The organism is Kocuria sp. GQ42, from assembly GCF_059758435.1.
In genome coordinates, this window is the sequence record NZ_JCAXEN010000002.1 from 26,787 (window position 1) to 49,531 (window position 22,745).

The 22,745-nt window shown below is 74.4% G+C and carries 17 protein-coding genes; 9 read left to right on the forward strand and 8 right to left on the reverse strand.

Annotated features, from left to right (window positions below; all coding sequences use genetic code 11):
* Positions 1-48: 48 nt before the first annotated feature.
* Genes AC6CH6_RS05665 through AC6CH6_RS05675 form a run of 3 tightly spaced genes read right to left on the reverse strand, consistent with a single transcriptional unit; the run spans position 49 to position 4,182 of the window.
* A complete protein-coding gene (locus AC6CH6_RS05665; RefSeq protein ID WP_272027172.1) occupies positions 49-504 on the reverse strand; it encodes a DUF3817 domain-containing protein in 456 nt (151 codons plus the stop codon).
* On the reverse strand, positions 491-2,449 hold the full coding sequence (locus AC6CH6_RS05670) for an ABC transporter ATP-binding protein (RefSeq protein WP_498254377.1): 1,959 nt from the start codon (positions 2,447-2,449) through the stop codon (positions 491-493). The genes AC6CH6_RS05665 and AC6CH6_RS05670 overlap by 14 nt, the downstream gene beginning before the upstream one ends.
* Positions 2,449-4,182, reverse strand: coding sequence for an ABC transporter ATP-binding protein (locus AC6CH6_RS05675; RefSeq protein ID WP_498254378.1), 1,734 nt, complete (start codon positions 4,180-4,182; stop codon positions 2,449-2,451). The genes AC6CH6_RS05670 and AC6CH6_RS05675 overlap by 1 nt, the downstream gene beginning before the upstream one ends.
* 227 nt (positions 4,183-4,409) lie before the next feature.
* On the opposite strand from AC6CH6_RS05675, the gene AC6CH6_RS05680 reads away from it, so the two are divergent.
* From AC6CH6_RS05680 to AC6CH6_RS05705, 6 genes are all read left to right on the forward strand, one after another.
* On the forward strand, positions 4,410-5,201 hold the full coding sequence (locus AC6CH6_RS05680; protein ID WP_017832768.1) for a DeoR/GlpR family DNA-binding transcription regulator: 792 nt from the start codon (positions 4,410-4,412) through the stop codon (positions 5,199-5,201).
* A complete protein-coding gene (locus AC6CH6_RS05685; RefSeq protein WP_498254379.1) occupies positions 5,198-6,172 on the forward strand; it encodes a 1-phosphofructokinase family hexose kinase in 975 nt (324 codons plus the stop codon). The genes AC6CH6_RS05680 and AC6CH6_RS05685 overlap by 4 nt, the downstream gene beginning before the upstream one ends.
* A 69-nt stretch (positions 6,173-6,241) precedes the next feature.
* Positions 6,242-8,383, forward strand: coding sequence for a PTS fructose transporter subunit IIABC (locus AC6CH6_RS05690; protein ID WP_498254380.1), 2,142 nt, complete (start codon positions 6,242-6,244; stop codon positions 8,381-8,383).
* Positions 8,384-8,452: 69 nt separating this feature from the next.
* Positions 8,453-10,153 (forward strand): phosphoenolpyruvate--protein phosphotransferase, encoded by a 1,701-nt coding sequence (ptsP, locus tag AC6CH6_RS05695; RefSeq protein WP_031282639.1) that lies wholly within the window; start codon positions 8,453-8,455, stop codon positions 10,151-10,153.
* A gap of 80 nt (positions 10,154-10,233) precedes the next feature.
* Positions 10,234-10,512 carry an HPr family phosphocarrier protein gene (locus AC6CH6_RS05700; protein WP_017832764.1) on the forward strand — a complete coding sequence of 93 codons (279 nt, stop codon included), beginning with the start codon at positions 10,234-10,236 and terminating at the stop codon, positions 10,510-10,512.
* Positions 10,513-10,653: 141 nt separating this feature from the next.
* Positions 10,654-11,856, forward strand: a complete 1,203-nt coding sequence (locus tag AC6CH6_RS05705) for an ATP-grasp domain-containing protein (RefSeq protein WP_498254381.1) — start codon at positions 10,654-10,656, stop codon at positions 11,854-11,856.
* Positions 11,857-11,882: 26 nt separating this feature from the next.
* Here the strand turns inward: AC6CH6_RS05705 and murJ are convergent, their stop codons facing one another.
* A complete protein-coding gene (murJ, locus tag AC6CH6_RS05710; RefSeq protein WP_498254382.1) occupies positions 11,883-13,433 on the reverse strand; it encodes a murein biosynthesis integral membrane protein MurJ in 1,551 nt (516 codons plus the stop codon).
* A 391-nt stretch (positions 13,434-13,824) separates the two neighbouring features.
* Here murJ and AC6CH6_RS05715 point away from each other — a divergent pair, with 391 nt between their 5' ends.
* Both AC6CH6_RS05715 and AC6CH6_RS05720 read left to right on the forward strand, forming a co-directional pair.
* Positions 13,825-14,907 (forward strand): lipid II:glycine glycyltransferase FemX, encoded by a 1,083-nt coding sequence (locus AC6CH6_RS05715; protein ID WP_498254383.1) that lies wholly within the window; start codon positions 13,825-13,827, stop codon positions 14,905-14,907.
* Between the two features lie 58 nt (positions 14,908-14,965).
* On the forward strand, positions 14,966-16,924 hold the full coding sequence (locus AC6CH6_RS05720) for a threonine/serine exporter family protein (RefSeq protein ID WP_498254384.1): 1,959 nt from the start codon (positions 14,966-14,968) through the stop codon (positions 16,922-16,924).
* Positions 16,925-17,033: 109 nt separating this feature from the next.
* On the opposite strand, the gene AC6CH6_RS05725 is transcribed toward AC6CH6_RS05720, so the two are convergent.
* From AC6CH6_RS05725 to AC6CH6_RS05740, 4 genes are all read right to left on the reverse strand, one after another.
* Positions 17,034-18,932 (reverse strand): HNH endonuclease signature motif containing protein, encoded by a 1,899-nt coding sequence (locus tag AC6CH6_RS05725; protein WP_498254385.1) that lies wholly within the window; start codon positions 18,930-18,932, stop codon positions 17,034-17,036.
* Between the two features lie 213 nt (positions 18,933-19,145).
* Positions 19,146-20,066 carry a siderophore-interacting protein gene (locus tag AC6CH6_RS05730; protein ID WP_498254386.1) on the reverse strand — a complete coding sequence of 307 codons (921 nt, stop codon included), beginning with the start codon at positions 20,064-20,066 and terminating at the stop codon, positions 19,146-19,148.
* A gap of 30 nt (positions 20,067-20,096) precedes the next feature.
* Positions 20,097-20,774, reverse strand: a complete 678-nt coding sequence (locus AC6CH6_RS05735; protein ID WP_498254387.1) for a uracil-DNA glycosylase — start codon at positions 20,772-20,774, stop codon at positions 20,097-20,099.
* Between the two features lie 46 nt (positions 20,775-20,820).
* The gene (locus tag AC6CH6_RS05740; protein ID WP_498254388.1) at positions 20,821-21,918 is read right to left on the reverse strand and encodes a YihY/virulence factor BrkB family protein; all 1,098 of its coding nucleotides are present in this window, start codon (positions 21,916-21,918) and stop codon (positions 20,821-20,823) included.
* 110 nt (positions 21,919-22,028) lie between these two features.
* Between AC6CH6_RS05740 and AC6CH6_RS05745 the strand changes: the two genes are divergently transcribed.
* Positions 22,029-22,736 carry an SDR family oxidoreductase gene (locus tag AC6CH6_RS05745; RefSeq protein WP_498254389.1) on the forward strand — a complete coding sequence of 236 codons (708 nt, stop codon included), beginning with the start codon at positions 22,029-22,031 and terminating at the stop codon, positions 22,734-22,736.
* Positions 22,737-22,745: the final 9 nt, after the last annotated feature.

Below are 22,745 nucleotides of genomic sequence, written 5' to 3' on the forward strand. Positions count from 1 at the left end.
GCTATACCGGGTGCGTGCCCGCCAGGAACCGGCGCGGCCGGGCCGGGCTCAGCCGCGGGGGACGGGCGGGCCCAGGTACAGGAGCACCGAGGTGAGGCCCGCCACCACGACCGCGCCCGCCGCCACGGCCAGCCACGGGCTGCGGAGGGACCAGGCCTCCAGCCGCTCCGGCACGGTGGCGGGACGGTCGCCGCCGGGGGCCAGGCGCCAGCCGCCGGCGAGCCGGCCCGTGCGCTCGGCGCGGCGCTCGAAGGGGATCGTGGCCCAGGGGACGACCGCGCTGGCCAGGCCCAGGGCTCCGAAGCCCGCCGACCACCGCTGGTCCACCCAGACGAAGCAGGTCACCACGCAGTAGCCGAGGAACACGACCCCGTGCAGCATGCCGAAGACGGGCACGAAGGACTCCGAGACCCCCGTGTACTTCAGGACCATGCCGAGGATCAGCAGCGTCCAGGTCACCGCCTCGGCGAGGGCGAAGCGGCCGTAGAGCTCACGGGGTGTCATGGGTGGTGCTCTCCTGCACGTCGAGGGGCTGCTGGTCGGTGGGGGCGTCGTCGGGGACCGCCGGAGCCGCGAACTGGCTCGCGTGCAGCGCGGCGTACGCGCCCCGGGCGGCGAGCAGGTCGTCGTGGGCGCCCCGCTCCACGATCCGGCCGTCCTCCATCACCAGGATGATATCCGCGTCGCGGACGGTGGAGAGACGGTGCGCAATGACGAACGAGGTCCGGTCGCTGCGCAGCGCGGCCATGGCCTGCTGCACGAGCACCTCGGTGCGGGTGTCCACCGAGGACGTCGCCTCGTCCAGGATCAGCAGGGAGGGGTCGGACAGGAAGGCCCGGGCGATGGTGATGAGCTGCCGCTCGCCCACGGACACGTTGCTGCCCTCCGGGTCGATCACGGTGTCGTAGCCCTCCGGCAGCGCGCGCACGAAGCGGTCCACGAGGGTCGCCCGGGCGGCCTCGAGCACCTCCTCGTCCGTGGCGTCCAGGCGTCCGTAGCGGATGTTCTCCCGGATGGTCCCGCCGAACAGCCAGGCGTCCTGCAAGACCATCCCGACCCGGGAGCGCAGCTCGGCGCGGGAGAGGTCGGTGATGTCCACGCCGTCCAGCGTGATCCGCCCGGCGTCGAGCTCGTAGAAGCGCAGCACCAGGTTCACGAGCGTCGTCTTGCCGGCGCCGGTGGGCCCCACGACGGCCACGGTCCGGCCGGGGAGCGCCTCGAAGGTCAGGTCCTGGAGGAGCGGGGCCCCCGGGACGTAGGAGAAGGAGACGTGCTCGAAGCGCACCCGGCCGGGGGACCGTTCGGGCAGGCGGGCGCGGGCGGTGTCGGCCTGCTGCTCCGGGGCGTCGAGCAGCTCGAAGGCGCGCTCAGCGGAGGCCACCCCGGACTGCAGGGTGTTGGCCATGCCCGCCATCTGGGACAGGGGCTGGGTGAACTCCCGCGAGTACTGGATGAACGCGGTCGCCGCCCCGAGGCTCAGCTGCCCGGAGGCCACGCGCAGCCCGCCGAGCACGGCGATGCCCACGTAGGAGAGGTAGGAGATGAACTGCATGACGGGCATGATCGTGCCGGAGACGAACTGCGCCCCGAAGGCCGCCCGGTACAGCTCCTCGTTGCGCTCGTCGAAGCGCTCGGCCATCTCCTGCTCGCGGCCGAAGACCCTGATCAGCTCGTGGCCGGAGAACGAGTCCTCGATGTGCCCGTTGAGGGCGCCGGTGGCGCGCCACTGCTCCGTGAACAGGCGCTGGGCGCGCACCCCGATGAATCCGGCGGCCCCCGCGGACAGGGGGAGGGCGACCAGGGCCACGAGCGCCAGCTGCCACGACACCACGAACATCATGATCACGATCCCCACCACCGTGAGCAGGGACTGGACCAGCTGGGCGAAGGAGTGCTGCAGCGCCGTCTGGACGTTGTCGACGTCGTTGGTCACCCGCGAGAGCACGTCCCCGCGCTCACGGGTGTCGAACCACCCCAGCGGCAGCCGGTTCAGCTTGTCCTCGACCGCGCTGCGCAGGTCGTGGACCACCTGCATGACCAGGCGGTTGAGCAGCCAGCCCTGCGCCCACATCAGCAGCGAGGCCACCAGGTACATGACCAGCACCGCCGCGATCAGCCGGGCGAGCGCGGAGAAGTCGATGCCCGCCCCGGGAACGACGTCCGCGGCGGAGACCAGGTCCGCGAGGTTCTGCTCGCCCCGGTCCCGCAGGTCCTGGGCCACCTCCTCCCGCGTCGCGCCCGCGGGCATGTCCCGCCCGAGCACCCCCGTGAAGATCACGTCCATCGCCCGGCCCAGGACGAGCGGGGCCCAGACGTTGAGCGCCACGGACACGGTCCCGGCCAGGAGGACGAGCACCAGCGCCCGCCGCTGCGGGGCGAGCAGGCCCAGCAGCCGTCCGGCGGAGGACCAGAAGCGCTGGGGCCTGCGCGGCGGGGCGGGCGCGGCCATCAGGCCACCTCCTCCGCGCGGGTCTGCGACTCGACGATCTCCCGGTAGGTGCCGGAGGAGGCCAGCAGCTCGTCGTGGGTCCCGCGCGCCGTGATCCGCCCGGCGTCCAGGACGAGGATCTGGTCCGCGTCCCGGACGGTGGACACGCGCTGGGCCACGACCAGGACGGTCGCGTCCCGGGTCGCCGGCACGAGGGCGGCGCGCAGCCGGGCATCGGTGGCCACGTCCAGGGCGGAGAACGAGTCGTCGAAGAGGTACACCACCGGGCGGGCCACCAGCGCCCGTGCGATGCACAGCCGCTGCCGCTGCCCGCCGGAGACGTTGACGCCGCCCTGGGCGATCGGGGCCTCGAGCCCCCCGGGCATCCGGCGGACGAAGTCCTCCGCCTGTGCGGTGCGCAGCGCGGCCCAGAGCTCCTCGTCCGTCGCCCCGGCGTCCCCGAGCCGGAGGTTGGAGGCCACGGTGCCGGAGAACAGGTACGGCCGCTGCGGCACGAGGGCCACCCGGGCGGCGATCTGCTCGTGGGACAGCCGGGGCAGCGGGACCCCGTCGAGCTCCACCGTGCCCCCGGTGGGGTCCAGCAGCCGGGGGACGAGGTGCAGGAGGGTGGACTTGCCCGACCCGGTGGCGCCGACGACGGCGGTCGTCCGGCCCGGCCCGGCCCGGAAGCCCACGCCCTCCAGCACGGGCAGCTCCGCCCCGGGGTACCGGAACGTCACGTCGCGCAGCTCCACCACACCGGTCCGGGAGGCGGGGACCGCGGGCTCGGCGGGCTCCCGCAGGGAGGGCTCCGTGCGCAGCACCTCGGTGATGCGCTCGGCGCACACCATGGCGCGCGGGACCATCATCACCATGAACGTCCCCATCATCACGGCCGTCAGGATCTGCAGGAGGTACTGCAGGAACGCGGTGAGCGAGCCGACCTGGATCTGCCCGGCCCCCACCCGCTGGCCGCCGAACCACAGCACGGCGGCGGTGGCCAGGTGCAGGATCATGGTGATGACCGGGAACATCAGCACGAACAGGGAGCCGATGCGCACCGACACGTCGGTGAGCTCCCGGTTGGCGGCCGCGAAGCGGCGGCGCTCGTGGTCCTCCCGCACGAAGGCCCGCACCACCCGGATGCCGACGATCTGTTCGCGCAGCACCGCGTTGATCCGGTCGATCCGCCCCTGCATGAGCCGGAAGAGGGGCATGAGCAGGCCCACCAGCACGCCCACCGCGATCCCGAGCACGGGCACCGACACCCACACGAGCCAGGAGAGCCCGGCGTCCTCCCGGAGGGCCATCACGATCCCGCCGGCGCACATGATGGGCGCCGCCACCATGAAGTTGAGCCCCATGAGCACGAGCATCTGGATCTGCTGGACGTCGTTGGTGCCCCGCGTGATGAGGGTGGGGGCCCCGAAGCCATCGACCTCGCGGGAGCCGAAGGAGCCGACCTGCCGGTGCACGGCGCGGCGGAGGTCGCGGCCGGTGCCCATCGCCGCCCGGGCCGCGCAGTACACCGCGGCGACGGCGGCCGCGACCTGCAGGAGCGCCACGCCGAGCATCACCTCCCCGACGCGCAGGATCAGGCCGGTGTCACCCCGGACGACGCCCTCGTCGATGATCCGGGCGTTGAGGCTCGGCAGCAGCAGCGCGGCGATCGTGGCGACCAGCTGGAGCGCGACGACGGCCAGGACCCACGGCAGGTAGCGGCCGGTGTGCTGCCGGACGAGGCGGAGAAGCATGGGCGTCCGCTCCTGGTGGCGGGACGGGCGGGGTGGGCCGGACGGTCCGTGATCCAGGCTACGCCGGGACGCGGACACCGTGGCCCGCCCGGTCGGCCGGGGCCTCGCCGCCGATTGTGGCCTTTCGTGAAGTGGATCACCACAACCCCTGGTAAAACCACACGAACTCACATAAACTCAAGGGAACGCAAAGACAGTCCATCGTTCCCGTCCGTGAGGTGCACGCCATGTTCGCAGAAGAACGCCAGGCCGAGATCGCCGAGCTGGTGCTCACGACTCGCCGGGTCAACGGCGCGGACCTGGCACGTCGCTTCGACGTCACCATGGAGACGGTCCGCCGCGACCTCGCGGCCCTCGAGGCCGCGGGCAGGCTCCGCAGGGTGCACGGGGGCGCCGTCTCCGCGGACCAGTCGACGTCCGACGAGAAGGCCATCTCGTCCCGCAAGCACCTGAACACCCCGGAGAAGCGGCGGATCGCGCAGGCGGCGTTCGACCTCCTGCGCACCAGCGGGGCGGGGGCCGTCGTGCTCGACGCCGGCAGCACCGTCGAGGCCCTGGCCGACCTCATCGTCCGCACCGACTCCACCCTGCCGGACGGGCAGGAGCAGCTCATCATCACCCACGCCCTGCACATCGCCGCCAAGCTCGCCGACGCCTCGGGCATCGGGCTCGAGCTCGTCGGCGGGCGCGTCCGCAAGCTCACCTGGGCCGCCGCCGGCGGACGGGCCGCGGAGCACTACACCCGCCTGCGCCCGGACCTCGCGTTCGTGGGCTGCAACGGGATCCACGCCGCGTTCGGGCTGAGCACCCCGGACCCCATCGAGGCGGTCGTCAAGACCGCCATCATCCAGACCTCCCGCCGGGTCGTGGTCCTCTGCGACTCGGCCAAGCACGATCAGGAGACCCTCATGCGCTTCGCGTCGCTCGACGAGATCGACACCCTCATCACCGACCGGGCCCCCGGCCCCGAGCTGGCCGCCGCCCTCGAGGAGGCCGACGTCGAGGTGGTGATCGCGTGATCCTCACCGTCACCCTCAACCCGTCCCTCGACCGCACGGTCGAGCTCCCGGCGCCGCTGCGCCGCGGCGCCGTCCAGCGCGCCGACGGCGCCCGGCAGGACGCCGGCGGCAAGGGCGTGAACATCTCCCGGGCGCTGCGCGCGAGCGGCGTCCCGACCCTGGCCGTGCTGCCGGGCGACCCCGGCGATCCGCTGCTGGCGGAGCTCACCGCCGCCGAGGTCCCCTACGAGGCGGTCCCCGTGGGCGCCCCGATCCGCTCGAACATCACGATCACCGAGCCGGACGGCACCACCACCAAGATCAACGCCCCGGGTGCGCCGCTGGGCACCGAGCACGTCGACGCCGTCGTCGAGCTCCTGGTGCACCGCGGCGCGGACGCCTCCTGGGTGGTCCTGGCCGGCTCGCTGCCGCCCGGCGCCCCGGAGGACGTCTACGCCCGGATCGTCCGCCGGGTCCGCGCGACCCTGGGGGAGCGCTCGCCCCTGTTCGCCGTGGACACCTCCGGGGCGGCGCTGCGGGGCGCCGTGTCCGGCGACGACGCCCTGCCCGACCTCATCAAGCCCAACGGCGAGGAGCTCGCCGAGCTCGTCGGGGCGGTCGACGGTGAACGGCTCGAGGCGGACCCCGACCTCGCGGCCGCCACCGCCGCCGCGCTCGTGGACCGCGGCCTGGGCGCGGTCCTCACGACCCTCGGGGCCGGCGGGGCCGTGCTCACCGTCCCGGAGGGCTCCTGGCACGCCGTCCACGCCCCCGTGGCCGTGCGCTCCACCGTGGGCGCCGGCGACAGCTCGCTCTCGGGCTACCTCATCGCCCAGGAGCGCGGGGACGCGGCGCCGGAGTGCCTGCGGCAGGCCGTGGCCTCCGGGTCCGCGGCGGCCGCCCTGCCGGGCACCCGGGTCCCCGCCCTCTCCGAGACCACCCCGGAGGCGGTCACCGTGCGGGAGCTCCCCGCGCGCGCCGTCTCCGGCTGAACCGAACCACTCCACCCCACCTCATCCGAACCACCCGGGCCACCGGCCCGGCCGCTCAAGGAGGACATCGTGTCCGAGCTCATCACTCCCGACCTGGTCTCGCTCGACCAGGACCTGGGAGCAGACAAGGAAACCGTCATCGGCCGGCTCGCCGCCCTGGTGCAGCGCACCGGCCGCGCCGAGCAGCTCGACGGGCTGCTGGCGGACGCCATCGCCCGCGAGAACAAGACCGCCACCGGCATCCCCGGCGGCATCGCGATCCCGCACTGCCGCTCCGCCGCCGTGACCGAGCCGACCCTGGTCATGGCCCGGCTCGCGCAGGGCGTCCCCTGGGGCGCCAAGGACGGCCCCGCCGACATCGTCTTCTTCATCGCGGCGCCCGAGGGCGCCGACCAGACGCACCTGAAGCTGCTGGCCAAGCTCGCCCGCTCGCTGATGAAGAAGGACTTCGTGGCCGCCCTGCGCGCCGCGCGGTCCGAGCAGGAGGTCGTCCGGATCGTCGACGACGCGCTGGGGCTCGGCGTGACCGCCGAGGGCGCCTCCGCGACCGGCCCGGCGACCGCCGGCGCCACGTCCGCCGCCGCGGTGCCCGCCTCGGTCGACGCCCGGGCCGCGGACGGGGGCGCCGCCCCGGCGTCCGCCGCGCCGGCCACGGACGCCGCCCCGGCCGCGGGCGACGCCGGCCCGCACGCCGGCAAGAAGATCGTGGCCGTCACGGCCTGCCCCACCGGCATCGCCCACACCTACATGGCGGCGGACGGGCTGACCTACGCCGCCGAGGACATGGGGGTCGACCTGCAGGTCGAGACCCAGGGCTCCGCGGGCTTCACCAAGCTGGACCCCGCCACGATCGCCGCGGCGGACGCGGTGATCTTCGCGACCGACGTCGACGTCCGGGACCGCGCCCGGTTCGCCGGCAAGCCCTTCGTCGCCTCGCCGGTCAAGCGCGGCATCGACGAGCCGAAGGTCATGATCGAGGAGGCCCTCGCCAACGCCGGGAACCCGAACGCCCCGCGCGTGCAGGGCGGGGCCGGCGGGGACGCCGACCAGGGCGCCACCGGCGGCGCGAACGAGGGCTGGGGGACCCGCATCCGCAAGGCCGTGATGACCGGTGTCAGCTACATGATCCCGTTCGTGGCCGCGGGCGGGCTGCTCATGGCCTTCGGCTTCATGGTGGCCGGGGCGGACATCGCCAACATCGCCGACGACGTGCTGACCGGCTCCACCATCTGGAACCTCGGCGAGTTCACCCTCGCCCAGTACATCGGCGCGGTCCTGTTCAAGATGGGCAACCTGGCCATGAGCCTGCTGGTGCCCGCACTGGCCGGCTACATCGCCTACGGCCTGAGCGACCGTCCCGGCATCGCCCCGGGCTTCGCGGCCGGCCTGGTCGCGAACTTCATGGGCGCCGGGTTCCTCGGCGGCATCGTCGGCGGTCTGCTGGCCGGTCTCGCCGCCTACTGGCTGGCGCAGCCCCGGCTGCCCCGCTGGCTGGGCTCGCTGATGCCCGTGGTGATCATCCCGCTGCTCGCCACGATCTTCGCCGCGGGTCTGCTGCTGCTGGTCCTGGGCGGGCCGATCGCCACCTTCATGGCGTGGCTGACCGAGGTCCTCAACGGCATGACCGGTGCCAGTGCGCTGGCGCTCGGCGCGATCCTCGGCCTCATGATGGGCTCGGACCTGGGCGGGCCGATCAACAAGGTCGCCTACACGTTCGCCGCCGCCGGCCTCGGGGCCGCGACCGTCGCCAACACCGCCCCGCAGGAGATCATGGCCGCGGTCATCGCCGCCGGCATGGTGCCCCCGCTGGCCATGGCCCTCGCCTCGACGGTGGCCAAGCGCTACTTCACGGTGGCCGAGCGGGAGAACGGCAAGGCCGCGTGGCTGCTGGGTGCCTCCTTCATCTCCGAGGGCGCCATCCCGTTCGCCGCGGCCGACCCGCTGCGCGTGCTCCCCGCCTCCATGGTCGGCGGCGCCGTGACCGGCGCGATCAGCATGGCCACGGGCGTCACCTCCGCCGCGCCGCACGGTGGGGTGTGGATCCTGCCGGTGATCGGCAACCCGCTGATGTTCCTGCTCGCGGTGGTTGTCGGTACCGTGGTCACAGCAGGCATCGTCGTCGCCCTCAAGCACGTGGGCGGTGCGCACGGCCGGGTGGCCGACGCCACCCGCTCGCGCGAGGACGCCGCCGCTGTGCCGACCACCGCCTGAGCGGTGCGCACGGGCCCCGGCCGGGGCCCGTGCGCACCGATCCGAGCCTTCTCGAGGAAGAGGAACACGATGCAGACACTGACAGGCGTGGGGGTGTGCGCGGGCCGCGTCATCGGCGAGCTCGTGAGCATGCCGGAGCCCGTCTCCGAGCCGGCCGCGGGGCTGATGCTGCGGGACGAGGAGCCCGAGGCGGCGGTGGCCCGGCTCCACACGGCCGCCGCCGCGGTCAAGGCAGAGCTCAAGCGCCGCGCCGAGGTGGCGACCGAGAAGGACGCCGCGGACGTGCTCAAGTCCACCGCCCTCATGGCCGGGGACAAGGCACTGCTGAAGAACGCCGCGAAGCTCGTCAACGGCAAGGGGCTCGCCCCCGAGCGCGCCCTGTGGGAGGCCGCGAGCGACTACGCGGACCAGATGCGCGCCCTGGGCGGGTACATGGCCGAGCGCGCCGCGGACATCGAGGACGTCCGGGCGCGGCTCGTGTCCCAGCTCCAGGGGCTGCCCATGCCGGGCGTGCCGCAGCGGGACGTCCCGTTCGTGCTGACCGCCGAGGACCTCGCGCCCGCCGACACGGCGACCCTGGACCCCGAGATGGTCCTGGCCCTCGTCACCTCCGGCGGCGGCCCGCAGTCCCACACGGCCATCCTGGCCCGCAACCTCGGGCTGCCCGCGGTCGTGGCGGCCCGGGGCGTCGAGGCGCTCGCCGACGGCACCCGCGTGTTCGTGGACGGGGCCACCGGTGAGATCCGCACCGAGCCGGGTGCGGACGAGCAGGAGCTCGTGGAGGCCTGGGTGCGCAGCGCCGCGGCGCGCGAGGCCTTCGACGGCCGCGGCGTGCTCTCGGACGGCACCGAGATCCCGCTGCTGGCCAACGTGGGCACCCCCGAGGACGCCCGCACGGCGGCTGCCGCCGGGGCCCAGGGCGTGGGGCTGCTGCGCACCGAGTTCTGCTTCCTGGGCCGGGACAAGGAGCCCTCGGTCGAGGAGCAGGTGGAGCAGTACACCGCGATCCTCGAGTCCTTCGCCGGCAAGAAGGTCGTGGTCCGCACGCTCGACGCCGGGGCGGACAAGCCGCTGCCCTTCCTCACCGACACCGCCGAGCCGAACCCCGCGCTCGGGGTCCGGGGCTACCGCACGGACCGCTCCGTGCCGGGCGTGCTCGCCCGCCAGCTCGAGGCGATCGCGCTGGCGGAGAAGGCCACGGACGCGGACGTGTGGGTCATGGCGCCGATGATCGCCACGCCCTCCGAGGCCCGGGACTTCGCCGTGATGGCGACCGCCGCAGGCCTGCGGGTGCCCGGGGTCATGGTCGAGACGCCGTCCGCGGCCGTCACCGCCGACCAGATCCTGCGCCACGTCAAGTTCGTCTCCCTGGGCACCAACGACCTGACCCAGTACACGATGGCCGCCGACCGGATGATGGGCTCCCTCGCGGAGCTCAACAACCCGTGGCAGCCCGCCGTGCTGCGCATGATCCGGTACACCGTGGAGGGCGCCCGCCGGGCCGAGTCCGAGGGCGCCGGCCCGCGCAACGTGGGCGTCTGCGGCGAGGCCGCGGCCGACCCCGCGCTCGCCGTGGTGCTCGTGGGCCTCGGGGTGCACACCCTGTCCATGAGCCCCCGCGGGCTGGCCGCGGTCGCCGCCGTGCTGCGCAGCGTCGACCTCGCCACCGCCCAGGCCCTCGCCGAGGTCGCGATCGAGCAGCCCAGCGCGGAGGAGGCCGCCGCCGCCGTGCGGACCGAGCTCAGCGTGCTCGCCGAGCTCGGCCTCTGATCCACCGACCGCACCGTTCCGCACCACCCCAACCACCGGGGCCCGTCACCCAGGGCCCCGCAACCCGAAGGAGCACCACCATGGCAGAACGCACCGCCACCATCGCCTCGTCCGTCGGCCTGCACGCCCGTCCCGCCGCGATCTTCGCCGAGGCCGCCGGGGAGTACGACCTCGACATCACGATCGCCGCCGAGGGCGAGCCCGAGGACGAGGCGATGGACGCCTCGAGCGTGCTGTCGCTCATGTCCCTCGGCGCCGGCCAGGGGGACAAGGTCGTCCTCCGCGCCGAGGGCGCGGGCGCCGACGACGCGCTCGACGCGCTCGTGCAGATCCTCGAGACGGACCACGACGCCGAGTAGGACCCCGCCGCACCGTCCAGCCACGGCGCCCGCCCACCGCACGGTGAGCGGGCGCCGTCGCGCGTGCCGACCCGCCGCACGGACCTCTCACGTGCTCCGACTACCGTGGAGGGGATGCCCGCACACTCCGATGGAGGACCGATGACCGCCGATCGACCACCGCTCGACCACCGCCGCCGGGAGCCGGAGCGCGCCGCGCAGGCCCCGCGGCGGGCCCTCGTCGTGGGCACCGGCCGGGACCGGGGGGCCCTCGCGGCGGCGCGCGCCCTCGAACGGGCGGGCTGGCACGTGGGCGTCGGCACTCCCGACGGACCGGGCATGCTCGGCGCCACGCGGGCGGCCGCGGCCCGCCACGAGGTGCCCCGCCCGCGCGGGGACGGCGCCCGCTTCATCGACGGCGTCCGCCGGGCGGTCGCGGAGGGGGCCTACGACGTCGTCTTCGGCGCCGGCGACGACTGGATGGCCGCGGTCTCGGCCTACCGCCAGCACCTCCCGGCGGCGGTGGCGCACCCGGGCCCGGACGTGGTCGCGGCGGCCCTCGACAAGGTCGGGCTCGCAGACCGGGCGGCCCGGGCGGGCCTCGCCGCCCCCCGGACGCTGGCGGCCACGGACGAGGCGCTCGCCGCCTGGGACGGCCCGGTCGTCGTCAAGTGCCGGGCGCACTGGGCGCCCGGGCAGACCCGGCCCCACCGCATCGAGGCCAAGCTCTTCCCGGACGCCCCCGCCGCCGCCGGACAGGTGCGGCGGATCCGCGAGGCCGGTGCCGAGCCGGTGCTGCAGGTGCCCGTGCGCGGCACCCTCGGGGCCCTCATCGGGGTCCACCACGACGGCCGCCTGCGCGGCCGGGTGCAGCAGACCACCTCCCGGCTGTGGCCCACGCCCAACGGCGTCTCGGCCCGCGCGCAGACGGTGCCCGTCGACGAGGAGCTCGCGGCGCGCGCCGAGGTGCTGCTGCGCGACCTCGGCTGGTGGGGCCTCGTGGAGCTCCAGTTCCTCACCGGGGACGACGGCGTCCCGCAGCTCATCGACCTCAACGGCCGCTTCTTCGGCTCGATGGCCCTGGCCGAGGCCGCCCGCCCCGGGCTGGCCGACGCGTGGGGCCGGCTGGTGCTCGGCGCGCCCGTGCCGGAGCTGCCGGACGCCCGCCCCGGGGTCCGCTACGCCTGGCTCGCCGGGGACCTGCGACGGGCCTCCGTGGAGCGCCGCGGCGGTCTGGCCGCGGACGTCGCCGACACCCTCCGCTGGGGCCGCGGCGCCCAGCACAGCGTGTGGGACCTGCGCGATCCCGGGCCCACGTGGCACCTGGCCACCTGGCGGCTCAGGAACGGCGCCCGCTCCGGGTAGGGCGGCGCGGGGTCAGCGGCGCCGGGTCAGCGCCGCCGGCGCAGCGTCCGCAGCGTCTCGCCCACGAGCAGGCGCTCGGGAGCCCGCAGCACGACGAGCCCGAGCAGGTACGTCCCGCCCACCACGGCGGCGCAGAGCGCCGCGAGCACGAACGAGGGCAGCTCCGTCAGCGCCTCCCGCGCACCCAGCCCTGCGGCGCCGGCGACGGCCGCCAGCACGAGCGCCCGCGCCACCAGGGCCGTCGTCGCCCTGGCGTCCAGCCCGGCGTGCCGCCGGTGCAGCAGCCACGCGTTGAGCAGCGCCGCCACGACCAGGGACGCGGTCGTGGCCGCGGCGATGCCGGCGAGGCCCAGCACCGGGGCCAGCAGGACGTCGCCGACCACGTTGACGACCATCGCCAGCACCGCCACGACCACCGGCCCGCGGGAGTCACCCAGGGCGTAGGACGCGCGGACCACCACCTGCCGGAAGCCGAGCGCGAGCAGCGCCGGCGCGTACCAGGCGACCGCGGTGGCCGTCGCCGCGACGTCCCCGTCGTCGAACGCGCCGTGCCCGAAGGCCGTGGCGACGAGGGGTCCGGCCGCGACCACGAACACCGCGCACACCGGGGCGAGCACGGTGACGACCACGGACAGCCCGCGGTCGACGAGCCGGCGCAGCTCGGGCCGGTCGTCCGCGGAGGCGCCCAGGGCCGGGTACAGGGGGACGAGCAGGGCCGCGATGACGATGGTCTCCGGCAGGTCGACCAGGCGCCAGCCGTAGGTCAGCGCGGTGATCGTGCCGTCCTCGAGGGTGGAGCCCACCGCCCGGTCGACGAGGGTGTTGATGTTGACCACGGCGTTGCCCACCAGCATGGGCGGCACGAGCCGGGCGATCTCCCGGAAGCCCGGGTCCCGCAGGTCCCAGCGGGGCCGGAGCCGGGCGCCGAGCGCCCGCACGGGGGGCACCTGCATCAGCAGCCGCGCCGCCGAGCCCACCACGTAGCCCACGGCGAGCGCCGAGACGCCGTACCGGGGCCCGAACAGACCTGCCGCGGCGATCATGACGAGGTTGAACGGGACACCCTGCAGGGAGGACCACGCGAAGCGGCCGTGGGCCTGGACGAGCGAGGCCAGCAGGTCCGTGCCGGCCACGAGCACCGTCGCGACGAGGACGATCCGGGTGAGCGAGGCGGCCGTGGCGGTCTGGGCGTCGTCGAACCCGGGGGCGAGCAGGGCCGTCACCGGTTCCGCGAGCAGCCCCGTCACCACGGCGGCCAGGCCGAGTACGACCACGGTGACGGTGAGGGAGACCTCGAAGCCGCGGTGGCCGCGGCACCCCGTGCCGTCGGCGCGCTCCCGGGCGGCCTCCCGCGAGGTCACGGGGGTCACGGAGCGCGCCATCGCCCAGGCGATCAGGCCGAGGACGACGTTCAGCACGCCCTGCGCCACCAGCCACGCGTCGAGCTCGGCGCCCGCGCCGAAGACGGCGCCGACGACGACGTCCCGGGCGAAGCCCAGCACGGTGGAGACGGCGGTCAGTCCGGTCACGAGGACCGCGGCGCGGGCGATGCTCCAGCGCCCGCCCGGTCCACCCACGGCTCCCGCCACCTCCCTGGTCCGGACCGCGCCGGGGATCGGAGCGGACCTGCCGGTGCGCGCCGCGGACCTGCCGGTGCGAACCGCCTGAACAGAATACACAGCGCGGCACCCGGTCCCGCCCCGGCCCCGTCCCGGCCCCGTCCCGGCCCCGTCCCGGCCCCGTCCCGGCCCCGTCCCGGCCCCGTCCCGGCCCCGTCCCGGCCCCGTCCCGGCCCCGTCCCGGGCCCGCCGCGGGGACGGGAACGGGGACACGGCGCCCGACCGGCACGGCTCAGAGGCCCCTCAGGCCCGCGCGGTTAGACTGACCGGGGCCGGCCCCCGCCGGCGCACCGGCCCGCCGGCCACCTCCGGCCGGCCGGCCCCGACGACCCCGACGATTGAGAGAGCCTTGCGAGAGTTCACCGCACGCTTCGCCACCGCCCAGGAGATCGAGGCCTGGGACACCCACGTCACGGCGAACCCGCACGGCGGCAACCTGCTGCAGTCGGCGTCCTTCGCGGACGTCAAGGCGGACCACGGGTGGCGGCCCCTGCACCTCGTGCACGAGCCCGCCGACGGCGGACAGTCGTCCTACAACCTCGTCCTCGAGAAGGCGGTGCCCGCCCTCGGCAAGCTCTGGTACATGATCAAGGGCCCGGACGTCGCCTCCGTCGACGACATCCCCGGGATCGCCGCGGCCAGTGCCCGGCTCGTGGCCGAGCAGCGGCTGAACGTCTTCGCGATCAAGATCGAGCCGGACGTCCTGGACTCCGACTACGCCCGCGGCGTGCTCGCGCGGGCCGGGCTGAAGAAGTCCTTCAACATCCAGCCCAACGACTCCACGGCGGTCCTCGACACCGACCGGGACGAGGAGGCCGTGCTGAAGTCGCTGCACTCCCGCGGGCGCAACGCCGTCCGGCGGGCCCTGCGCGAGGGCTGCACCGTCGAACGGGTCGAGCTGACCGAGCAGAACATGCGCCGGATGTACGCGCTCATGGACACCGTGGGGCAGGGGGACGCGAACGTGAACCTGCGCTCCTACGAGTACTACGCGAAGTTCTGGACGGCGTTCGAGCAGGCCGGCCAGGGGCGGCTGTACTTCACCTACGAGGACGGCGAGCCCTCGGTGGGCGCCTACGTCATCGCCTACGGCACCAAGGGCACCTACAAGGACGGCGGCTCGAAGCCCCGGCGCCGCCAGTACGGTGACTCCCACCTGCTGCAGTGGACCGCGATCACGGACCTCATGCGCGAGCACGGGATCGTCGAGTACGACTTCTGCGGCACCCCGCCGAGCGACCAGCTCAAGAACAAGGAGCACCCCTACTACGGTCTGGGGCTGTTCAAGACGAGCTTCACCAAGACCGTGGTCGACTTCGTGGGCGTCCACGACCAGGTCCTGAGCCCCGCCAAGTACGCGGTGTGGACCAACGTGGCCGAGAAGGTCCAGCGCCAGCTGTGGGTCCGCCGCACGGGCCAGCCCTTCTACTGATCCGACCCCGACCGCCCGCCGGGCCCCCGCCCCCGCGCCACGGAAGGAGGAACGCCGCGTGGTGACCGACCAGCGCGCCCCCCTGCGCCCGTTCGCCGCCTACCCCTCGTCGGACGGGGCCGAGGAGCCCGACCTCCACGTCGTCGAGCCCTTCGGTCCCGGCGGGGACACGACGCTCACGGGCGCCGCCCGCCCGGTCGCCCGGCACGGCGCGGGCCTGCCCGCGGTGCGCCCCACCGAGGACCAGGCCCAGCACGCCCGGCGCCGCGCCGGGACCACCGTGCTCGACATCGTGCCCGACGCCCCGCAGGCGCTGCCCGTGCTCAGCACGAGCCTGATCCGCCGGCACGGGGACACCCCCGAGCCGGAGAAGCGCCGCGAGCTGCTCTCCGCCGCCGAGACCGTGCCCCTGCCGGCGTCGGCGCGCCGGCGGCGCCGCACCGGTACCGACACGGTCCCCGTCTCCCGCCCGGAGACGACGACGATCGGGCCGCTCCCGGCTCCCGGCAAGAGCTCCGACCGGATGCAGCGGGGCGCCTACCCGTCCACCCGGGCGCAGGGGGCCCGCCCCGGTGGGCGCGCCCGGCTGCGCTCCATCCTGCAGGGGGAGGCCGCCCCGACCGCCCCCATGCGCGTGGTGGAACGGCTCAACGCCTCGCCCTTCGCCAATCTGCGCCGGTTCGGCGAGTCCACCAGCCGGCAGGCCCGGCGCACCCTGAACTTCGCGCTGCGGCTCGCGGAGACCATGTTCCACTACGGCGCCGACGCCCTCGACGTCGAGAACGCCATCATCGCCGTGTGCGCCACCTACGGGGTCGAGAACGTCGAGGTGGACATCACCAACCAGGCCGTGACGATCAACTACGTCGCCGAGGACCAGGCGGACGGCGGCGACACCCGCACCCGCGAGGACGTCTTCAACGACCCGGACACGAACAGCCACACGGTCATGCGGGTCGTGCGCTCCTGGACGGACAACTACGCGGGCCTGGCGGAGACCCATCAACTCGTCGCGGACATCACGGGCGGGGAGATGCCCCGCGGGGAGGCGGAGCGGCGCCTCGAGGCGATCAACGCCAAGCCCAAGCCCTATCCGCGGTGGATGGTCCGCGCCGCCACGACCGCCGCGGCGGTGTCCATCACCGTGGGCATCGGGGGAGGGGTCCTGGGCGCGCTCGTCGCCGGTCTGTCCTCGATCATCAACCAGGTCGTGGCGCACCGGCTGGGCGTCTGGCGGATCCCCGAGTTCTTCACCATGGCCGCCCAGTCGGGGATCCTCACCACGATGGCCCTGCTGATGTCCTGGGCCGGTGTCGACCTGTCACCGGCACGGGTCATCGCGGGCGGGATCATCCTGCTCCTGCCCACCACCCGCATGGTCTCCACCATGCAGGACGCGATCAACGGGTTCCCCGTCACGGCGGCCGGGCGACTGCTCTCCACGTCCATGGCGTTCCTCGGCATCGTGGCCGGCATCGCCGGTGGCATCTCCGTGGCCGGCTACGCCGGCATGCCCCGGGTCGACGTCTCGCAGAGCGCCTTCGACCCGGTGGGCCCGCTGACCAACTCCGTGTTCATGCTGATCGCCACCGGGCTCATCGCGGTCACGATGCAGGCCAAGCCCCGTCACGTGCTCTCGACCGTGGCCGCCGCCCTCGGCGGCCTTGTGGTCTACCACACCGGAATGGCCGCCGGCCTGGGCTCTCGCCTGGACACGGCGCTCGCGGCGATCACCAGCGGGTGCGTGGCGACCGTGCTCGCGGCCCGGCACCGGATTCCCCAGCTGGTCCTGGCGATCCCCGCGATGACCTTCCTGCTACCCGGGCTGTCCATCTTCCGCGGCATGTACACCATCACCGTGGAGACGGACACCTACGGCCCCGGGATCGTGGGGCTCGTCAACGCGATGGCCTCGATCGTGGCCCTGGCCTCCGGGGTGGTGCTCGGAAAGTACCTCATGCGCCCCTTCGTGGGGCACCTCAACGGCACCAGTTCTCGGCGCAACCGGCGCCGCTGACACGCTGACACGCTGACCAGGGTCAGCACCGTGGTGCGCTGTGGGCCCGGTTCAGCGCTGTGGTGGCCTGTGGGCCCGGGGCAGCACCGGGCTGGATCGTCGGTGCGGCTCAGAACGGGGGCGGGTCGTCGTCCTGCCGGACCCCATCGGGGCGGACCTCGTGAGGTCGGGCTCCGGAGGGCACGGTCCTGCGGGATGTCCACAGGACCGCAGCCGGTGACGGCTCGTCCGGTGCCTGCTCTGCCGGGGGCCGGCCGTCGACGGGCAGGTCGTCGGCGATCCGCAGCGGCGAGAGCACGGGGTGGTGGTGCTGCTGGGGGTAGGTCACGTGGACGCGTCCTGCCGGTGAGGTCCATTCCAGGACGCCCTCCGGGGACTCCCTGCGGCGGTGTCGGACCTGCCAGCGCCCGAGCGGGCCGTCCCGGTGCTTGAGGACGTGGTGGTGACGGCACAGATGGGCGAGGTTGTCCGCGGCGGTCGGCCCGCCCTCGACCCAGGCCACGGTGTGGTCGAGGTCGCAGCGCTCGGCACGGCGCCGGCATCCGGGGAACCGGCAGGTGCCGTCCCTCGCTCGCAGCCGGCGCTTGAGATCGGCCGGCACGGCGTACGTGGTGCGGTCGTGGTCCAGGACGGTGCCGGTGACCGGATGTGTCAGAACCCTCGACCAGGACCCGGCGCCGGCGGCGATCCGCTCGGCCACGCTCACCGGGATCGGCCCGTACCCGGCCAGCTCCGCGCATCCGGGGCTTCCTGCCGGTCCGCCGCGGCCGGTCGTTCCGCCGGCACTGGATGATCCTCCGGGGACCGCGTCTCCGTCGGGTGATCTGCCGGGAAGCCCGCCTCCGCCGGGCGACCGGCCGGGGAGTGCGTCTCCGTTGAATGATCTGCCGGGCAGCGCGCCTTCGCTGGGGGATCCGCCGGAGAGTCCGCCTCCGCTGGGTGATCGGCTGGGGACCGCGTCTCCGCCGGGCGACCGGCCGGGGAATCCGCGGCCGGGAGTCTGTGCGCTGTGCTCCAGCAGCGAGAGCACGGGAACGGTGACCGTGACCTGCCCGCGGATCCCGCGCAGGTGCTCTGGCATGCCGGCGGGCTCCCCGTCCAGCAGCAGTGCGGCGAGCACGTCCGCGCGCAGCTGCCCTGCCGTGCGCGGCCCGTCCTCCCAGCAGCTCCGGTCGTCGTCCCGGCCCCGGCCCTCAGCGACACCCTGGCCGCCACACGCAGACTCCGCCAGGTCCGACGCCGGGCTGTGCGGATCCACCCGGGCGGCGATGGACGCGAGACGGGCGTGGACGGCGTGGGCGGTGGCCGCGTCCAGGAGGGCGCACAGCCGCGCCATGCCGTCCTCCTCGGGTTCTATCCACACCCTGCGCCCCCGACGGGCCAGCTGATGGCGGTCCTCCTGAGAGCCGACCAGCAACCAGGCCCGCCGCCGCCGGGCCAGCGCCCGGAGCTGGGCCGCGGTGGCCGTCGGCGCCTTCTCCAGCAGCTCGTCCACGACACGGGACACGGCCTCGCCGAGCGGCCACTGCTCGGGCGGCCGGCCGGTCGCACCCACCAGATCCCGCCACAGGTCTACGATCACCTCGGTCTGGCGCGGGGCGATCGCCCCGGACTCGAGAGCCTGCAGGACCCGGGGCAGTCTCTCGGCGAGCAGGACCGCGTTCTCCACCCGGCGCACCGCCGTGCCCGCCGGCAGCCGCAGCGCCGGGCCGATCTCGTCGGCCACGTCCAGCACCGTGCGCTTCTCCGGTTCCGGTATGTGCTGCCCACGACTGCGGGCTCGCTCGTTCGACCAGTGTGCCTGGGCCGCCCGTCGCCGATCGTGCGCCAGTTCCTGCAACTGCCACATCCGGTGGATCACCCGCAGCTGCCGGCCCGCAGCCCGGGCCTCCGCCCGGGCGTCCTCGACCAGCTCCGTCACAGCACCGGCGTACTCGCGGTCGGCAACGGCCTTGTCCTCCCGGAGGGCCTTCTCCAGGCTCCGCGGCCGGCCGGCGGTAGTGGTCATGTCTCATGATCCCCACCGGGTCCGACACCATAACGGCGGGCCGGGGCCGGAGCCCGTGACCCAGACCGTGACCATGCCCTGGGACGGGGAGGAGCGGCCGTGAGATGCGGAAGAACGGCCCGGTTCTCGGACGCGTCCGAGAACCGGGTCCCGATCTCGGGGCGAGCAGCTCAGCGCCGCGCAGCCCGAAGGATCACCGCTCGCGGGTCCGGCTCAGAGAATCTGGCCGACCGGCAGCTTCTTCTCCGCCTGGAACACGTCCTCGGTGCGGCCCCTCGCCCAGTAGCCGGACAGCGAGACCTGGTCCCGCTCCAGCCGACGGCGCGTGAACAGCTCCTCGCGCAGGGCCTTCATGATCTCCCGCTCGCCGTGGGCGAAGACCTGGACCCCTTCCGGGTCGGCGGGCCACCCGGCCTCGCGAACGGCCCGCACCAGGGCAGGGTCCGCTCCGGGACCGCTGTCCGCCCGGAACACCCAGCGCACCGCCATCCCGGCCGGGGCGGACACCGGCTGGATGTCGGAGGGCGTGTCCACCTCCAGCAGCACCTCGCCCTGCGCGGAGGCCGGGAGGGTCTCCAGGACGGCGAGGGCGGCGGGGATCGCGGCGTCGTCGGCGGCGATCAAGGTCCACGCGGCGTCCGGGGCCGGCGTCCACTTGCCCCCGGGGCCGAGGGCGATGATGCGGTCCCCGGGCTCGGCGCGGGCCGCCCACGGGCCGGCGAAGCCGTTGTCGCCGTGCAGCACGAAGTCCATCCACAGCTCGTGCCGCTCCGGCACGTACCGGCGGATGGTGAGGTGGCGGGTGACGGGCTGCCGGTCGCCCGGCAGGGTCTCCTTGAGCTCCCAGTAGTCGGGGTTCCGGCCGGGCTCCGCACCCTGCCGCGACGAACCCGCGGTCTCGGAGTCCGGAGCGTCCGTGCCGGGGTTCGCGGTGCCGGCACCTGCCGTGCCGGGCCGGAGGAAGACGAGCTTGACGTACTTCTCGGGCGGGACGATGTCCGTGTAGCGCTCGGGCTCGTCGATGACCAGGACGACCCGGACCATCGACGGGGACAGCAGCTCGCGGGAGCGCACCGTCAGGTTCAGCTGCGGCTTGCGGGGTCTGGCGGGCCGGGCCCCGGGGGTCGTCGTCATGCCGCCCACCCTAACGGAGGCCCGCCGGTGTCACAGCCGCCAGTCGACGGGCTCCGCGCCCTGCTGCTCCAGGAGCTGGTTGGTGCGGGAGAACGGCCGGGAGCCGAAGAAGCCCCGGGAGGCGGACAGCGGGGACGGGTGCGCGGACTCGACCGCGGGGAAGCCGTCCAGCCAGGGGGCGGTGTTCCGTGCGTCCCGTCCCCACAGGATGGCCACCAGCGGCGTCCCCCGGGCGGCGAGGGCCTGGATCGCGCGCTCCGTGACCGCCTCCCAGCCCTTGCCGCGGTGGGAGGCGGGCGTGCCCTCGCGCACGGTGAGGACCCTGTTCAGGAGCATCACGCCCTGCCGGGACCACGCGGAGAGGTCGCCGTGCTCCGGAGGGTCGACGCCGAGGTCCTCGCGCAGCTCCTTGTAGATGTTCTGCAGGGAGCGGGGCACGGGGCGCACGTGGGGCTGCACGGAGAAGGACAGACCCATGGCGTGACCGGGGGTGGGGTAGGGATCCTGCCCGACGACCAGCACCTTGACCTGTTCGAGCGGTTCCTGGAACGCCCGCAGGACCGCCGGGCCCTCCGGGAGCGTGCGGTGGCCGTCGGCGTGCTCCTCGCGCAGGAACTGCCCCATCCGCCGGATCTGCGGTTCCATCGGGGCGAGGGCCTCCGCCCAGTCGGGGGCCATGATCCTGTCCAGGGGCTGGGGCTCGCTCACAGTGCTCCTCGGTGCGGGTGTCGGTGCGGGTGCGCCGTGCACCACTCTAGGCCGGTGCCGCGCCGTCCCCGGCGCGCACGTGCTCCTTGGGGTCGGGACCGGAGTGCCGACGGCGCAGTGCGCGGCCCTCCTCGACGAGCTCCTGCTCCTTCGCCTGCAGCCTCCGGACGCCCCGGAGGTCCCGCGGCGGCAGCCGCAGGTTCTCCTCGGCCTCGATCCCGGCCTGGAGCTGGCGTCCGCGCTCGATCTCGGCGTTGAGCTCGGCGCCCGCGAGCAGCACGATGTTCATGATCCAGATCCACAGCAGCAGGACGATCACGCCGCCGATGGCACCGTAGGTGGCGTTGTAGTCGTTGACGTTGGACACGTAGAAGCTGAACCCGCTGGTCGCGGCGCTCATGACCAGGATGGCGACCACCGAGCCGATGCTGAGCCACCGGAACCTCGGCTGCCGGATGTTCGGGGTGGCGTAGTAGAGCAGGGCGATCACGAAGACGAGCAGCAGGAGCAGGGCCGGGATCCGGGCGGCCTGCCAGAGCCGGAGCGCCGCGTCGCCGAGGCCGATCAGCTCGCCGAGCCGCTCGGCGACCGGTCCGGAGAGCAGCAGGAGCAGCATCATGCCCACCACCAGGACCACCAGGGACAGCGTCACCGCGATCATCAGGGGGTAGAGCTTCCAGGCGGGGCGGCCCTCCTCGACCTCGTAGATCCGGTTCATGGACCGTCCGAAGGCCCGCACGTAGCCCGAGGCCGTCCACAGGGCGCCGACCAGACCGGTGACCAGTGCCAGGCCCGCGGACGGGAAGCCGGTGAGCTCGCCGATCGGCCCCTCGAGCACGGCCACGGCCCCCTCCGGGACCCCGAACTCGTCGAGCAGGCGCAACAGGGTCCTGGTGGTCGCCTCGGCCTGACCGACGACGCCGAGCATCGACACCACCGTGAGCAGCCCCGGGAAGATGGACAGCACGGCGAAGAACGTCATCACCGCCGCCGAGTCCGTGCACTCGTCGCGGCGGAACTCGTGGACGGTCCGGCGCAGGATGTAGCCCCACGAGGGTCTCGTGATCTGCGCCGGCGACGAGGGCTTCTCCGCGCTGTCCGGGTCCGCCCCGGGATCTCCCGTGGCGTGGGGGTCGGCTGCCATGGGGCTCCTCCGCGTGGTCGGCTGCGGGCCAGGATACCGGGGCCGCCACCGTCCCGGCCCGTTCGGTCCGGGACGGGCGGGACCGGCGGCGGACTGGCTAGAGTGGGCGCATGAGCGCTTCCCCCACCGAGACCCGACCCCTCGCTGTCGTCACCGGGGCCACCGGAGGCATCGGCCGCGCGTGCGTGGTGGACCTCGCCCGCGACCACGACGTCCTGGCCCTGGGCCGGGACGCCGGCCGGCTGGCCGAGCTCTCCGGCATCCCGCACGTCACCGTCCGCGCCGCCGACCTGACCGACGTCGCGGCCCTGCCGTCCGTGGTGGCCGGCCTGGACCGGGTCGACGTCCTGGTGCACTCGGCGGCCGTGGCCGGGCGCACCACGGTGGAGGCCGCCTCCGTGGCGGACTGGCGGGCGCAGCTCGAGCTCAACGTGGTGGTCCCCGCGGAGCTGACCCGGCTCCTGCTGCCGGCCCTGCGAGCGGCCCGAGGGAAGGTCGTGTTCCTCAACTCCGGTTCGGGGCTCAACGCCCGCGCCGGGGACGCCGTCTACGCGGCCTCGAAGTTCGCCCTGCGCGCGCTCGCCGACTCGCTCCGCCAGGAGGTCGAGGCCGACGGCGTCGTGGTCAGCTCGGTGCACCCCGGCCCGGTCGACACGCAGATGCAGCGGGACATCCAGGCGGGCCTGGGCCACGAGTACGTCCCGGAGCGCTACCTCCGGCCGGAGTCCGTGGCCGCGGCGGTGCGCGCCGTCGTGGACGCGGGCGAGGACGCGCAGCTGACCACCCTCTCCCTGCGGCCGCGGGCCGAGTCGCGGTGACCGGCGAGG